Consider the following 14,605-nt stretch of genomic DNA (forward strand, 5'->3'; position numbering starts at 1 on the left):
CTCTAAATGTTATAAGATAAACAACGGTATTGTTTAATATCAACCACGACAATAAGCCCCGGAAACTTATTGTGTTACAGATATATAGACAGGATTTAGAGGGAACTTTTTTTATTTTAGGAGGAAAATATAATGCGTCAAACATTCATGGCAAACGAATCAAACATTGACCGCAAATGGTACGTAATTGATGCTGAAGGTAAGACTATGGGTCGCCTTTCATCAGAAGTTGCATCAATCTTACGCGGTAAACATAAAGTAACTTACACACCACACGTTGACTGTGGAGATCACGTGATCTTAATCAACGCTGAGAAAATTCACTTAACTGGTAACAAAGCAGCTGACAAAATTTACTACCGTCACTCAAATCACCCAGGCGGAATCAAAGCGATTTCTGCTGGTGAATTACGCGAGAAAAACCCAGTGCGTTTAATGGAAACTTCAATCAAAGGTATGTTACCTAAAGGTTCTTTAGGAGACAAAATGTTCAAGAAGTTACACGTTTATGCTGGAGCTGAGCATCCACATGCAGCACAACAACCTGAAAACTACGAGTTACGTGGTTAATTAAGAGGAGGATAATACATTGGCACAAGTTGAATATAAAGGCACAGGCCGTCGTAAACATTCAGTAGCACGTGTTCGTTTAATTCCTGGTGAAGGAAACATCACTATCAATGGACGTGACGTTCGTGACTACTTACCATTTGAATCATTAATTTTAGACTTAAACCAACCATTCGAAATCACTGAAACTAAAGGTAACTACGATGTTTTAGTAAACGTTAATGGTGGTGGATTAACTGGTCAAGCACAAGCTATCCGTCATGGTATTTCTCGTGCTTTATTAGAAGCTGATCCAGAATACCGTGGTTCATTAAAACGCGCGGGTATGTTAACACGTGACCCACGTATGAAAGAACGTAAAAAACCAGGTCTTAAAGGCGCTCGTCGTTCACCACAGTTCTCAAAACGTTAATCGCAAGTTATATCAACGTTTACAGCACTTCTCGAAAATATTCGAGAGGTGTTTTTTTATATGGTTTTTGCATGGATGTTACCCTTTAAATACCCCTCGAATTATTTTCTTCTGTTTTTCTTCTTGAAATTTGATTTATTATTTGATAATTTAGGAAACCTTTTTAGACGATTCTTTCTTTTAAATATCATTATTTCCATATTTATTTCTCTTTTAACTTTCTTAAAAATAGGTACTTTTTCAGGATTTTTTTCAAGATAATCTTCTATATATTTTTGTATAGCAGTTTGACCCATAAAAATACCTCCTGATATTATTTAAAAATCAATATATTTATGAAAATCTTCAGCTAATTTTTCTCTAGATGATTGAGTAATATGAGTATAGATATCCATTGTTGTCTTAATATCACTATGTCCTAATCTTGATTGTACATCCTTCAGTTTTGCACCAGATTCAAATAATAGCGATGCATGAGTATGTCTGAAGCCATGAACGTGTATCTTATGTAAATCCTTATGACGATTAAAGAATGCTTCTAATTTGTCGTTAGGAGTAGATACACGCATGTACTTCATTTGATTAAGTCTAGTATGATAAGTTGCGAAAATAGGCTGATCTTTGTCCTTAGCCACTTCAAACCCATATTCCTTGTATTGGTTTACTTGTTCACGTTTCCATTCTTTTAATAATTGAATCGTAATTTCATCAATATCTAACCATCTATATGACTCTCTTGTCTTTGGTGGTTGAAGAATATGCTTATTATTAACTTTAGCTAATGTCTTTTGTACATATAAATCTTTTGATTTGAAGTTAATATCAGACCAGTGCAAAGCTAATACTTCTCCTTTACGCATACCTGTGAAAGCAAGTAGACGAAATAGGCAAGTAGTTTGTAATTTGTTTTCTTGATCCAGGTATTGCATAAATAATTTTAGTTCTTCTTTAGTGAGAAAATTTCTATCCTTTTCGATAAATACTTTATTCTCTTTTCGACTAGGTAAAGTAATATACTCCATAGGATTACTGTCAATTAACTCTAGCTTCATGGCATAGTTGAAAACAAGTCTTGCTTGTATAACATAGTCATTAAACGCCTTCATTTCATTCGCCCATTCATTGACTACAGTTTGACAATAAACACGAGAAATCTCTTTGATAGGCATTCTTCCAAACTTCGGCAAGATGCGTTTATTAAACTTACTTTCTTTACTAGCTAGTGTAGTACCTCTTATTTCATTCTTATGGTTTTCTAACCATAGCAAATAAACATCCTTATAAGTATATTTATTGATTGTCTGAGTGGCTTTTTCTAAGCCCATTAATTGTAACTTACGTAATTCTATTTGTGCTTCTCTTAAGGTTTTATAACTTCTACTAGTTCTTTTCTTTTTACCTGTTACTTTGTCTACACCAAGGTAAACATTAAATTTATAGCGACTTTCTCCACTTTTTAATGTTACTTTTTTTATTTTTGTCATTTTAACCCTTCCTTAATTGCTGGCCGGCAGTAAGGGGATTACAATTGAATAAAAATATCTCGTTTTAAATCATTTTTAATATCTATATGACTTATTTCATCAAAAGTTATTAGAGAATTAAAATTAGGTACGAATTTAATATTTAAATTTGCATAACCAAATGAATCGGTAATTTTTTCTTTTGGATTAGCAGGTACTGTATTTATTATGTACTCCTTTTTAGGAAATATCAGTTTTTCTGACGTCGAACCATACATGGTTTCATCAGCAATAATATCTAGTTGCATAAATGGAGGTATAATACTATTTCCATACTTTACTCGTAGATTATCCCATACAGTTACGTTTGGAAAATCGTTTAATAATAAACATTCTTGAGATATTAAATGAGAAAATATTGTGTAGAAGGCTGACCCGTTTTCATTAATATTTTTAAGATTAATAAAATCTTCTAGATGCTTTGGTAAGTTTTTAGGTTTTTCTAAATCATATAAATATATAGCTAAGTCAATAAAATCGCTATTTGAATATTCGAAAGAAATTTTAAAACTAAATTTTAGTACATACATTTCAATCTCGTTCGATATAGTTAACTTTCCATTTATATTATCTTTTTCTCCATATTTTACATTTGTTTTTGTATCAAAATCCCTTATATCAATATTACAACTTAAATTATAGATATTATCATATCTTTTTATTAAATCACTTACTTCAATATTTAAATAATCACATATAGCATCTATGGTATTGTATTTTACGCCATCTGTTTTTTGATTTTGAAATGCACTTAACCCTCTTAAACTAATACCTGTACCTTCGCTAACTTCAGATAAAGTAATACCTCTTTCTTTTAGAATTTTTTTTAAATTAACTTTTAACATGTTTCACCTCCATAATAATTATATTATATCTTATTCATTAATAAGATTGTACCTATAAACAGTAATTATTAATTACTTTACGTAATACATAATATAGTGTATTATACTTATAGTAATTGTTTTTTAATTACTATAAGTATAATTAGGGGGTGAGTAAATGAATAATATTCAAATTCCATTAACTTTAGGTGATGAAACTGTAAAAGTTTTAGAGCGTTTAATTGGAAATATGCTTGTAGAAGCTACTAAAAATTTAGATGCAAATGGAAACGTAATTAAAAGTTATATGAATAAAAAAGAAGCAGCAGAGTACTTAAATGTTAGCTATCAAACCCTTAAAAAATTTATTGATAATGGGTTACCTGTGGTTGAAGTGTCAGGAGTTAATATGATTAGAAGAGTTGATATTGATACGTTTATGGAAGCAAATAAAAAATAAAATGGTCGGCAGTGAGAGGGAAAACAAAAAAAGTCTGATGTGTTCCAGCACATCAGACTAATGAAAGGAAATTCTATATGTTTCTTAATTATTCTAACATTAAATACAAAGAAATTAAAAATAATTTATTCAAAGATGAAAAGGGAAAAATACAATCGAATATTTATAACTTAGAAAAGATTTTTAAAGAAGATACAAATTTAAAGGGTCTATTTGGAGTTGATGAGAGAACTGAAGCAATTATTTACTTGAAAAATCCACCCTGGAGAATTAACGAACGATCATTAGAAAAAGTTTTTGATATTAATAAAGACATAAGTTTAATAAATAATTATGTAAATTATAACTATAATTTTAAAAATAAATCTCTAGTTAAAGACTTCGTATTTAATGAGGCTATCCAAAATTATATTCATCCAGTTAGAACATATCTAGAGAATTTAATATGGGATGGTACTAAAAGATTAGAGACAATTTTCATAGACTTCATTCAAGCAGAAGATAATGAGTTTGTTAGGTCAGTAAGTAAAAAGACTTTAATAGGTGCAGTTGCAAAAATTCTTAAACCTGGTCATCCGCATGATACAACGATAATTTTTTCAGGTAAACAAGGGTGTGGCAAATCTTTAATTTTAAAAAAATTAGCTGGAAATTGGTTTAATGATAGCTTGGATTCTTTCAAAGGTGATGAAGCTTACATCAAAATGGCAAAGTCATGGATTATTGAATTATCGGAGTTAACTGCATATAATAACTCAGGAATTGAAAGAATTAAACAAGTTCTTACCTCAACTACAGATAATTATCGCGACAAATATGCAGGACAAAGTAAAGGGCATATTAGAGATTGTATATTCTTCGGAACTACTAATGAGGAAACTTTTTTGAAGGATGAAACTGGGAACAGAAGATTTATTCCTATTAAAGTAGGTGTGAATAAAAAAAGTAAATTGAGTATACATGATTTAACACAAGAAATCGTTGATCAAATTTGGGCAGAAGCTAAAGAATATTTTTTGGACGGTGAAACGAATCATCTTTCTAGAGAAGAAAAATTGTATTTAGAAGAATATCAAAAACAATTTCAAGCAATTGATGAACTTGAAAATGAAATTGCAAGGTATTTGTTAATCAAGATTCCTGCAAATTGGGACTATCTTTCTATTGAAGAAAAGAGAGAACATATAAAAAATTATGATGACAAGACACATGAATCAAAGTATTTTGTTTATCGTGAAAAAATATCAGCAAGAGAAATTAGAGACGTATTATTGAAAGATGAGAGAATTGAGAATAAAGCTTTGACATCAAAAATAAATTTGAGGCTGAAGAAATTATTAAAACGAGATGCAACTGAGAAAATAAGATATCAAAAGTATTATGGACAGCAAAGAGGATTTTTTATAAATGACGAAGATATTAAATTATTAGAACAAGATTATTGTATTTAACTTTTTAGAAAAGACTGTCCCTATTGTCCCTAGATTTGGGACAACAGGGACAATAAAATTGAAAAAGTTTATTTTTAGAACATGAGCATAAGGAAAACAGCAACCACTAAGCCTTTAGGCTTAGATTTTGGCAGTGCCAAAATGTGGTTGACTCGGCAGTGCCGAGTAGTTTTCTTGTATTACATCTATGCATAATTTTTGCAACCATAATTTAGCTATTTTATGTATAAATTATGCATATTACAATGTATGACTCATACATTTGTAATACATGAAGTAATACATTTTATTACCACATAATTAGTATTACATTTTGAGAGGAATGAAAATATGAGATTGTATATTAGAAACATGGATCCTATTATTCATCAAACACTTAAAGCACATGCGAAAGAAAAAAATATGTCATTAAGTGAATTTACGAATTTAATAATTGAAACACAATTAGCAAATCAACAAATGAAATCATTAACTCAATTGATTATTGATTCAAATAATCAATCTGTTAATTCAATTAATGAACTAATTAGAGTAATTGAAAAACAAACTGAAGTATTAAATAAAGTATTACTGAATCAAAAATTATTATTGGAGCTGTGATAAAAAATGGGTAAAAGAAGAACATTTTATTTGAATGACAAAGTAGATAATTTGCTTCATGAATATAAAAATGAAAATAATTTTCGAAGTATGAGCGAAGCATTATATTCATTACTAACACAAAATGAAAATCAAAATCTAAAAATTAATAGTGAGGAATTGAAAACTAAATTAAATATTATTGATAAAAATATTTGTATTATGTTAGAAATGATATCATACCAAACCGACAATTTAGATTTAGTACCAACGTTTTCTATATCAAATGGATTAAGTAGAGCATACAATGGTGCAAAAAAATTAACAGAAGAAAATATAAAAGAAAATATGATTAATAAACGTGAGCGATCTATGTATTAAAATTAGGAAGGAGAAAAAATATGAAAAAAATAATTAGAAGTATCGCCAGATGCAAAATTTGTAATGATATAATTGAATCAAAGCATACTCATGACTATATAATGTGTAAATGTGGTGCAATCTTTTTAGATGGTGGTAAAGAGTATCAAAGGTACGGATGGTGGCCAGAGAAAGTAGAAGGAAAAAGTAGAGATGAAATAATTGATTTAAGTTTGTCTGAATATGAAGAAGAATAAAAAAGAAAATTATTTTTTATTCTAAATGGGAGTTGATAATAATGAATCTTAAAGGAAAAACAATTCATGACTTCACTCAAAGACAAAGAGAAAAAATGACAGATGATCAACGACGAGAACTAAGAGCCCACACAAAATTAATAATGAAACAAAATGGTTATTATGATGATGTCAGAAGATTGCGTAAAGACAATCCACTTCAAGAAGATGATAAAAAGGATTATTTTTTCGGTAAATCAATAGGAATATTTGAATAGTAGATATTTAAGTTAGGATTATCTAATAAACTAGGATGTGATGATATGCTTGAAGTTGATAAAGAAAAAATTCAAAAAATTCTTGAAAGTGATTTGACTTCTGATGAAATAGCTGAATATTCAGGAATAGCTTATACTACTGCTAGAGAATTAAAAGATGGAATTACAAGTATTGATGAAGCATCATTTAGAACACAAGTTAAATTAACATATGGATATAAAATAGCATTTGAAGGGCATGTGCCTGAAAAAGTTAGCTTAAAAAGAAGAATAGCGATAGTTGATGCAGCAATAGGAATAAATAAAATTGATGGTCTTGTATTAACGGATGAATATATAGAAAAAATGTATGATATGGTACATGGACGAATTAAGAGATCTGAATTTGCTGAGTATGTATTGCTTTTAAATAATGATTAAAAAAATATAGATTCTTTATTCGAGATCATAAGATTTTTAAAGTTGCTTTGTGTAACGAAGCTGACTTCTCACTTAGTTTGAGAAGTCAGCTTTAATAAAATATTGTATCCTTAATTATCAAGTTTTTCTAATAAAGTTTTTAATTTTTTTATTTCATCATCTGTCAGTTTTTCTTGTTTCGCAAAATTCATTACGAGATTAGTTAATGCACCATCATATAATTTATTTATAAATGATTTAGTAGTATTTTTTTTATAAGAGCTTTCTTTAACTAAGGGTTTATAAATATACACTTTACTATTTTTTTCTTTTGATAAAAAGTTTTTATCTACTAATCTATTAATTAAAGTTCGTATTGTTTTAGGGCTCCATTGATTATCATTACTTAAGTAATCTATAATTTGATTAGCAGATAAACCTTCTTTATTGGCCCAAATTACTTGCATAACGGTCAATTCACTTGCTGGAATCTCGTGATTTTTATTCATATTTACATACATCCTTACTTATTTAATTTTCCCACTGCTTATTATATCTTCAGTTATTATTTTTGCAGTTTTGCCATTGGCATCATTATTCTTTTTAACTAATGTTGCAAAAACATATTGTTGATTGTTTTTTTCAAAACCACCAACATACCATCCTTTAATTTCGTGGTTATTTATTATTGCAGTACCTGTTTTTCCCCAAGATTTATTATCGTTATTAGAAAGACTTTTTATAATATAGTTGGTATATTTTTTTGAAAAAATACCATGGTTTTGTTGTAGGTTTTTCATTATCATTGCTTGCTCAATAGGTGAAATTTTCAAACTGGATTCTAACCAATAAGGTCGGTTTTGGCCAGAAATATCTTGATTTCCATAATTAACTTCATTTAAATATGATAATAATTTCTTCTTAGAAATATTTTTATCTAGAGATTCAAAATACCAATTCACAGAATCTTGTAATGCTGTTTTTAATGAATGATCTTTATTCCATTCATTAATAGACGTATCAACACCATCCCATTTTTTTGTATTATTGGTCGTAGAAATGGTTTTATTATTTAGATGTATAATACTATCAATTATTTTATAAGTTGAATCTGGTGAAGTTCTTTCTAATGCTAACTCTTTATTATAAATATACATACTATCATTTTTTAAATTATACATTACAAAAGTACCATTAAAATCTTTAAAATGCACTTTTAAATCTACAGTATGATAATTCATTTCGTTAAGTTTTTTTTCCGGATAATAACTTATTGTATCATTGTATGCAAATAGAGACTTAATAGAAGTAATTAGGGAAATAATCACCAAAAGAAATAAAATTCTTATTTTAATAGGGATAGATTTAAATGTATCATTACTAATTAATTTTATTCTTTTTGTAAGTACTTTGGCAGGTTTACTGAATGTTAACAGAGCGTAATCATTCTTAGTTTTTGAACCAATTTTTAAAAGCGTTAATCCATATAATTTTCTTTCAGATTTAGTAGCATTATGAAGTACTTCTCTATCACAGGCAGTTTCTATATCATTAATAAAGTTTTTAGCAGAAAAATGTATAAAGGGGTTATACCAAAAAATAATTTTAAAAATATTGAAAAAATAGCATTTAAAAATATCATTTCTTTTTATATGTGTTATTTCATGCGTAATAATCATTTTAATTTCCTCATTTGTCATTTTAGTTAGCACATCATCTGGTATAACAATATAATGTTTACCTAACCAGATTGTAAATGGAACTGATATATGAGATGATATTAAAATTTCATAGGACATATTTTTAATAATTTGAGTTGACCTTTTACTGTATTTTATTGTGTTAATAAGCTTGTATACTATAAACAGATAATAACAAGTGAAAAGGAATATTCCCACAATCCAAATAGTATTCAAAATAACATCCCAATTATCGCTAGTCGATGATAATGAAATAGCAAGGTCTTTCACATGATTATAAGATGTGTATAATTCATTTGATGCAACCGTATTCGAATTCGTTTTATCTATAGAATTATTATTGAAAAATGAAAAATTATAATTAATTAATGGAATAAACATACTTATTAATATAATTAACCAGGGAAATATACTAAAATCTATTATTTTTAATTGATTAAGAATGAACTTATATAGTTTTATCAAAAGAAAAGAAATTCCACTGAGAAGAATGCTAATTAAAATATAATTCATATTACACCTCCAATTCTATTATATCATGTATATATTTTAAAATTACATTTGTAATTTAATATAAATATTAAATTACAGTACTAAATGATTTAGTATATATTTGTCATGATATTACATTTGTGATATATTACAAATATAATATCACAAATGTAATACTTGATGGAGGAAATTATGAAGAATATAAAAGTTAAAATATTAATAGTTTGTAGCCTATGTCTTATATCATTTTTCTTATATAATTTATTGAAAGAAAATGAAATTGATAAAATATTTTCTTCAATTGAAAATCGAAATGTAGATGAAATAAATGAGAATATTACTTTTTTATCAAGAAATACTTTTAGTAAAAAACAAAGATACGATAGAATGAATCATATTGATAATTCTCTAGGCATAAAAAAAGTAAATATAACTGATATAAAGTTATTAGAAGAAATTGTAGACACTCGAAAATATAGTGCTAATATGCACTATGATTCTAAATTCGGTAAATTCACAAAAAAAGGTTATTTTGAGTTTGAAAAAAATGGTGAGAGTAAACGTTGGGAATTGAACTGGACACCAGAGGTTATAATTCCAGGACTTACAGCAACTAATGAAGTACGAGTAGAAGAATTGAAATCAAGTAGAGGTGAAATTGTAGATAGAAATGGAATTCCTTTAGCGATAGATGGTGAACATTATCAGGTAGGAATTGATCCTAAAAATTATAATAAGAAGGATAGTAAACAAATAGCTAAGTTATTAAATATAAATGAGAGTACTTTAAAGAACAAATTAAAACAATCATGGGTTAAAGATGGAGTATTTGTTCCAATCAAATCATATGTAGAATTAAGTGATGAAATTAAAAATAAAATACCTGAATACGGATTATCTGTGAATAAAATAAAAGGTAGAACTTACCCATTAAAAGAAGCAAGTGCTCATTTGTTAGGTTATATTGGTGAAATAAATGCAGATGAGCTTAATGATCCAAAATTTAAAGGATATGATTCTCATTCAATTGTTGGTAAAACTGGTATTGAATATATGTACGATAAAGAATTACAAAACAGAGATGGTTTAATAGTATATATTACTGATGATGATGGTTTAACAGATTCAAAAGAAATATTAGTTCATAAGAAACCTAAAAATGGAAAAAAGATAGTTTTATCGATAGATAGTAGAGTTCAAAATAGTATTTACAATCATTTAAAAGATGATAATGGATCTGGTACTGCTATGAATCCCAAAACAGGAGAATTATTAGCTTTAGTAAGCTATCCATCATTTAATCCTTATGATTTTATGTTTGGTATTTCAAATAAAAAATATCAGGCCTTATTAAATGATAAAAAGGCTCCGCTTTTAAATAAATTTCAAGAATTAACTTCTCCAGGTTCTACTCAAAAATTGCTAACTTCTATAATAGGTTTAAATAATGGGGTTATAAATGAAAGCAAAAGTTATGAAATAAATGGTAAAGGATGGAGAAAAGATGGGAGCTGGGGAGGATATAAAGTAACAAGATTTGAAGTTGTCAATGGACGAATTGATTTAGAGAAAGCTATAGCACATTCAGACAATATCTTTTTTGCTAGAACAACCCTAGAAATGGGTGGGAAAAAATTTGTAAGGGGAATGAAGGATTTAGGTGTAGGAGAGGAAACGCCTTCTGATTACCCTGTTCGGACTGGCCAAATAGCGAATAAAATTAATCTAGAAAGAAATTTGAATAATGATATATTGTTAGCAGACTCAGGTTATGGACAAGGTGAAATATTGGTGAATCCAATTCATATTTTATCTATATATAGTTCATTAGTAAATGAAGGGAATATGATGGCACCTAAATTAAATATGGAACATAAAAGCAAAGTATGGAAAAAACATATTACATCACAAAAAAATATTGATATATTAACAAGTAGTATGAGAAAAGTTGTTACAGGCACTCATAAATTAGATACCGAAAGAAATTATGCTAACTTTGCTGGAAAAACTGGTACAGCAGAATTAAAAATGACTCAGAATGAAGGATTAGGTACACAAATTGGATGGTTTGTGGGTTATGATCAACAAAATCCAAATATGATGTTAGCTATAAATGTTAAAAATGTTGAAGACAAAGGTATGTCTAGCTATAATGCACAAAAATTTGCGCAAGTAATGGATGATTTATATGAACATGGAGCTAGGACTTATGAACCAGACTCAGAATAAAAATATACTCAATGTATTAGTATTTACATTGATGTCATTATTATTTACTAATTTATTAATAAATTATATAAAGTTGTTTGACGAATCTAAAAATGGATCGATACTATCTTCACTAAATATGATTAATGAAATAATAATATTTATCCCTTTGATTCTAGGTATAATTTTTATCTGCAATTCTAATAATGTAAAAGAGTTGAAGAAATATGTAATATATAACTTTTTTACTTTTGTAGCAAGTTTTATATTAAAAAATCTGATATTATTGTGCAATGAGAATCTAAATATAATAGATGTACCAGGTATATTCTACTATATATTGGTTGTGTATAGTATTATTATATTGCCAGCATCATTTTTCTATTTTCTATGTGCTCTTATAAAATTTTTAATAATAATAAAACAAAATAAATGAAAATTTAACTTTTTATCGAATATAAGTATATAGTCGTTTATAAGGGAGTATTTGATTTGATTGTAATAAAATTCTTCTTATTTAGTGATAATATAGTTTGATTTATAATTATAGCTTATTCAAAAACTCTATCCACATCTTTTGGATAGAGTTTTATTATTGCAAAAAAATTAATTGAAGATTGGATTAGTGATATAATACTTATTACTAAAGTAAAGATGGAATCAGGTGATTTGTTGAAAACAACTATAGACAAAATTGAAAAAAATCGTAAAAAAAATATTGATAGACTCCTAAATAAGAAGAAGTTTAGCCAATACTTTACTCCGGTAGAGATTGCAAAATTTATGGCTGAGTTATTTGATTTTAAAAAGGGACAAAAAGTAAATTTATTAGATCCTGGTGCAGGTATAGGCATGTTAAGTACTGTATTTTGTGAAGTAGCATTTAAGCAAGTTGATAAAATTGATGTAACTGCAATTGAGATTGATGATACTTTAAATTCAATATTTGAAGAGAATTTATGTTTAATTAATGAAGACAGAGATCTAATATTTAAAGTTTTAAATACTGACTTTATTGAATGGGCAAGTACAGCTATTAATGAACAATTGTCATTATTTAATCTAGAAGAGAAAAGATATAGTCATATTATAATGAATCCTCCTTATAAAAAAATTTCTAGTAACTCAAACTATCGAAAGATTCTTAAAGAAATTGGTGCTGATACTGTTAATTTATATAGTGCTTTTGTAGGCATGTCTATAAAGTTATTGGAAAATGAAGGTCAACTTGTAGCCATATTACCTAGAAGTTTTTGCAATGGACCTTATTATAAAAGTTTTAGAGAACTAATACTCAAAGAAACAATTATTGAACATATACATCTCTTTGAATCAAGAAATGAAGCGTTCAAAGATGACGGAGTTCTTCAAGAAAATATGATTATAAAATTGAAGAAAAGTAAAGAAAAGAAAAATATAATAGTTTCATTATCTTCAGATGCTACTTTTAGTGATTATAAAGAGAATGAATTTAAATTTGAAGATATAGTAATACCGACAGATAAAGAAAAGTTTTTTCATATTCCAGCTTCAAATGAAAAGAAAATATATGAATTATATCCTTCTATAAATAGCTCATTAGGTGATTTAAACCTTAATATTTCAACAGGACCAATAGTAGGATTTAGAAATAAAGAATTTCTCAGAGAAATACCAGATGAAAACTGTGTTCCGTTATTTTATCCTATGCATATTGAAAATAATGATATAAGTTGGATTAAAGAAACAAAGAAAAAAGCAAATGCAATCATATGGAATGATAAAACTGATAGACAACTTTATCCAAAGGGTTATTATGTGATAATTCGTCGATTCTCACCTAAAGAATCAAAAATGAGAATTAATTCTGCAGTAGTAGATCCAATAAGATTTGAATATAATGCTTATGGATTTGAAAATGGTATTAATGTTATACATGCTGATAAAAATGGGTTAAGTGAGCTTTTAGCTATAGGTTTAAATGGATATATTTCTTCAACTCTATTCGATGCTTATTTTAGAACATTTAATGGACATACCCAAGTAAATGCCACGGACTTAAGACAAATGCTTTTCCCAAGTAAAGATATTTTGATGAAAATTGGTGAAATATTAAAAGAAAATCGATCAATAAATCAAGAAGATTTAGATAAAATAATTGAAAGGAGCTTACATGAATAATATTGAAATACGATTAACTGAGACTAAAGAATTATTAAAGAGCTTAGGTTTACCACGTCAACAACAGAATGATCGTACGGCACTATGCTTGTTAGCGTTAATTGATTTGAAACCTGATGAAGATTGGAAACAAGCAAAGTCAAGGATGATTGGTATAACACCAATAATGGAATTTTGTAAAGAGTTTTATGGTCGAGAATATAAACCTAATACTCGAGAGACTTTCAGAAGACAATCTATGCATCAATTCGTATCAGCAGGTATTGCACTTTATAATCCTGATGCACCAAATAGAGCAGTAAATAGTCCGAAAGCTGTATATCAGATTGAAGAAGAAACCTTGATACTAATTCAAAACTATAATACTGATAACTGGATTATGCTATTAGAAAAATACCTATCTAACAGACAAACGTTAGTACAAGAATACGCGAAAGAAAGAGAACAGAATAAACTATCTTTGCTAGTCGATGAAGAATCAGAGTATAAATTTAGTTCTGGAGAACACAGTCAATTAATTAAAGATGTGATTGTAGAATTTGGACCACGTTTTGTACCTGGGGGGAGATTAATTTATGCAGGAGACACTGGTTCAAAAACTGAATTTTTTGATGAAAAGCTATTATTAGAATTAGGGGTTAGTGTGGATTTGCATGGTAAAATGCCAGATGTAATTATCTATTATCCTGAGAAACAATGGCTTATATTAGTTGAAGCTGTAACTAGTCATGGACCTGTTGATGGCAAAAGACACAAAGAACTGCAAAGTTTATTTAAAGACTCTAAAGTGGGAATCGTATATGTGACTGCTTTTCCCGATAGAAAATTGATGTCTAAATACTTTGATGATATAGCTTGGGAAACAGAGGTATGGGTTGCTAATGCACCATCACATTTGATTCATTTTAATGGAGTAAGGTTTTTAGGGCCATATTAATATTTTTAGGGGGTAA

Annotated in this window: 17 protein-coding genes; 12 read left to right on the forward strand and 5 right to left on the reverse strand. The window is 27.9% G+C overall.

Annotation, left to right across the window (positions count from 1 at the left end; genetic code table 11):
* The first annotated feature begins 132 nt into the window (after positions 1-132).
* Complete coding sequence (rplM, locus tag LAU42_RS01225; RefSeq protein ID WP_086041713.1) at positions 133-570, forward strand: 50S ribosomal protein L13; 438 nt, start codon at positions 133-135, stop codon at positions 568-570.
* A 19-nt stretch (positions 571-589) separates the two neighbouring features.
* Positions 590-982 (forward strand): 30S ribosomal protein S9, encoded by a 393-nt coding sequence (gene rpsI, locus LAU42_RS01230; RefSeq protein ID WP_224183920.1) that lies wholly within the window; start codon positions 590-592, stop codon positions 980-982.
* 101 nt (positions 983-1,083) lie between these two features.
* Here the strand turns inward: rpsI and LAU42_RS01235 are convergent, their stop codons facing one another.
* The 3 genes from LAU42_RS01235 to LAU42_RS01245 are packed head-to-tail and all read right to left on the reverse strand — an operon-like array spanning position 1,084 to position 3,350.
* Entirely contained in the window at positions 1,084-1,278 is a 195-nt protein-coding gene (locus tag LAU42_RS01235) for a hypothetical protein (protein WP_086037945.1), read from the reverse strand.
* A gap of 21 nt (positions 1,279-1,299) precedes the next feature.
* Positions 1,300-2,466 (reverse strand): tyrosine-type recombinase/integrase, encoded by a 1,167-nt coding sequence (locus LAU42_RS01240; protein ID WP_086037946.1) that lies wholly within the window; start codon positions 2,464-2,466, stop codon positions 1,300-1,302.
* A 38-nt stretch (positions 2,467-2,504) separates the two neighbouring features.
* Positions 2,505-3,350, reverse strand: coding sequence for a helix-turn-helix domain-containing protein (locus LAU42_RS01245; protein ID WP_086037947.1), 846 nt, complete (start codon positions 3,348-3,350; stop codon positions 2,505-2,507).
* Between the two features lie 157 nt (positions 3,351-3,507).
* Between LAU42_RS01245 and LAU42_RS01250 the strand changes: the two genes are divergently transcribed.
* From LAU42_RS01250 to LAU42_RS01280, 7 genes are all read left to right on the forward strand, one after another.
* Complete coding sequence (locus LAU42_RS01250; protein ID WP_086037948.1) at positions 3,508-3,789, forward strand: helix-turn-helix domain-containing protein; 282 nt, start codon at positions 3,508-3,510, stop codon at positions 3,787-3,789.
* Between the two features lie 77 nt (positions 3,790-3,866).
* Positions 3,867-5,240, forward strand: coding sequence for a virulence-associated E family protein (locus tag LAU42_RS01255; RefSeq protein ID WP_086037949.1), 1,374 nt, complete (start codon positions 3,867-3,869; stop codon positions 5,238-5,240).
* Between the two features lie 330 nt (positions 5,241-5,570).
* Entirely contained in the window at positions 5,571-5,840 is a 270-nt protein-coding gene (locus tag LAU42_RS01260; protein WP_086037950.1) for a hypothetical protein, read from the forward strand.
* Positions 5,841-5,846: 6 nt separating this feature from the next.
* Positions 5,847-6,200, forward strand: coding sequence for a hypothetical protein (locus LAU42_RS01265; RefSeq protein WP_086037951.1), 354 nt, complete (start codon positions 5,847-5,849; stop codon positions 6,198-6,200).
* 20 nt (positions 6,201-6,220) lie between these two features.
* Positions 6,221-6,436 carry a DUF7695 domain-containing protein gene (locus LAU42_RS01270; protein ID WP_086037952.1) on the forward strand — a complete coding sequence of 72 codons (216 nt, stop codon included), beginning with the start codon at positions 6,221-6,223 and terminating at the stop codon, positions 6,434-6,436.
* A gap of 41 nt (positions 6,437-6,477) precedes the next feature.
* Entirely contained in the window at positions 6,478-6,693 is a 216-nt protein-coding gene (locus LAU42_RS01275) for a hypothetical protein (RefSeq protein WP_086037953.1), read from the forward strand.
* Positions 6,694-6,738: 45 nt separating this feature from the next.
* Positions 6,739-7,113, forward strand: coding sequence for a hypothetical protein (locus tag LAU42_RS01280; RefSeq protein WP_086037954.1), 375 nt, complete (start codon positions 6,739-6,741; stop codon positions 7,111-7,113).
* Between the two features lie 110 nt (positions 7,114-7,223).
* Here LAU42_RS01280 and LAU42_RS01285 read toward each other — a convergent pair whose 3' ends face one another.
* Together LAU42_RS01285 and LAU42_RS01290 are read right to left on the reverse strand one after the other, a co-directional pair.
* Positions 7,224-7,601 (reverse strand): BlaI/MecI/CopY family transcriptional regulator, encoded by a 378-nt coding sequence (locus tag LAU42_RS01285; RefSeq protein ID WP_157819704.1) that lies wholly within the window; start codon positions 7,599-7,601, stop codon positions 7,224-7,226.
* Between the two features lie 18 nt (positions 7,602-7,619).
* Positions 7,620-9,305: a M56 family metallopeptidase gene (locus tag LAU42_RS01290; protein ID WP_086037956.1), complete on the reverse strand. Its 1,686-nt coding sequence runs from the start codon at positions 9,303-9,305 to the stop codon at positions 7,620-7,622.
* A 171-nt stretch (positions 9,306-9,476) separates the two neighbouring features.
* Between LAU42_RS01290 and mecD the strand changes: the two genes are divergently transcribed.
* The 3 genes from mecD to LAU42_RS01305 all read left to right on the forward strand — a co-directional run bounded on the left by mecD (position 9,477) and on the right by LAU42_RS01305 (position 14,589).
* Positions 9,477-11,513 carry a PBP2a family beta-lactam-resistant peptidoglycan transpeptidase MecD gene (mecD, locus tag LAU42_RS01295; RefSeq protein WP_087587946.1) on the forward strand — a complete coding sequence of 679 codons (2,037 nt, stop codon included), beginning with the start codon at positions 9,477-9,479 and terminating at the stop codon, positions 11,511-11,513.
* Between the two features lie 633 nt (positions 11,514-12,146).
* Complete coding sequence (locus tag LAU42_RS01300) at positions 12,147-13,652, forward strand: Eco57I restriction-modification methylase domain-containing protein (RefSeq protein ID WP_086037958.1); 1,506 nt, start codon at positions 12,147-12,149, stop codon at positions 13,650-13,652.
* Complete coding sequence (locus LAU42_RS01305) at positions 13,645-14,589, forward strand: BsuBI/PstI family type II restriction endonuclease (RefSeq protein ID WP_086037959.1); 945 nt, start codon at positions 13,645-13,647, stop codon at positions 14,587-14,589. The genes LAU42_RS01300 and LAU42_RS01305 overlap by 8 nt, the downstream gene beginning before the upstream one ends.
* The last annotated feature ends 16 nt before the right edge of the window (positions 14,590-14,605 follow it).

The organism is Macrococcus armenti (assembly GCF_020097135.1).
In the GTDB taxonomy this organism is placed as follows: Bacteria; Bacillota; Bacilli; order Staphylococcales; family Staphylococcaceae; genus Macrococcoides; species Macrococcoides armenti.

What these genes read in the sequence shown, in the direction of transcription:
- rplM (WP_086041713.1), top strand. Translation starts at nt 133, where the DNA reads ATGCGTCAAACATTCATGGCAAACGAATCAAACATTGACCGCAAATGG.
- LAU42_RS01235 (WP_086037945.1), bottom strand. Translation starts at nt 1,278, where the DNA reads ATGGGTCAAACTGCTATACAAAAATATATAGAAGATTATCTTGAAAAA.
- LAU42_RS01240 (WP_086037946.1), bottom strand. Translation starts at nt 2,466, where the DNA reads ATGACAAAAATAAAAAAAGTAACATTAAAAAGTGGAGAAAGTCGCTAT.
- LAU42_RS01245 (WP_086037947.1), bottom strand. Translation starts at nt 3,350, where the DNA reads ATGTTAAAAGTTAATTTAAAAAAAATTCTAAAAGAAAGAGGTATTACT.
- LAU42_RS01250 (WP_086037948.1), top strand. Translation starts at nt 3,508, where the DNA reads ATGAATAATATTCAAATTCCATTAACTTTAGGTGATGAAACTGTAAAA.
- LAU42_RS01255 (WP_086037949.1), top strand. Translation starts at nt 3,867, where the DNA reads ATGTTTCTTAATTATTCTAACATTAAATACAAAGAAATTAAAAATAAT.
- LAU42_RS01260 (WP_086037950.1), top strand. Translation starts at nt 5,571, where the DNA reads ATGAGATTGTATATTAGAAACATGGATCCTATTATTCATCAAACACTT.
- LAU42_RS01265 (WP_086037951.1), top strand. Translation starts at nt 5,847, where the DNA reads ATGGGTAAAAGAAGAACATTTTATTTGAATGACAAAGTAGATAATTTG.
- LAU42_RS01270 (WP_086037952.1), top strand. Translation starts at nt 6,221, where the DNA reads ATGAAAAAAATAATTAGAAGTATCGCCAGATGCAAAATTTGTAATGAT.
- LAU42_RS01275 (WP_086037953.1), top strand. Translation starts at nt 6,478, where the DNA reads ATGAATCTTAAAGGAAAAACAATTCATGACTTCACTCAAAGACAAAGA.
- LAU42_RS01280 (WP_086037954.1), top strand. Translation starts at nt 6,739, where the DNA reads ATGCTTGAAGTTGATAAAGAAAAAATTCAAAAAATTCTTGAAAGTGAT.
- LAU42_RS01285 (WP_157819704.1), bottom strand. Translation starts at nt 7,601, where the DNA reads ATGAATAAAAATCACGAGATTCCAGCAAGTGAATTGACCGTTATGCAA.
- LAU42_RS01290 (WP_086037956.1), bottom strand. Translation starts at nt 9,305, where the DNA reads ATGAATTATATTTTAATTAGCATTCTTCTCAGTGGAATTTCTTTTCTT.
- mecD (WP_087587946.1), top strand. Translation starts at nt 9,477, where the DNA reads ATGAAGAATATAAAAGTTAAAATATTAATAGTTTGTAGCCTATGTCTT.
- LAU42_RS01300 (WP_086037958.1), top strand. Translation starts at nt 12,147, where the DNA reads ATGGAATCAGGTGATTTGTTGAAAACAACTATAGACAAAATTGAAAAA.
- LAU42_RS01305 (WP_086037959.1), top strand. Translation starts at nt 13,645, where the DNA reads ATGAATAATATTGAAATACGATTAACTGAGACTAAAGAATTATTAAAG.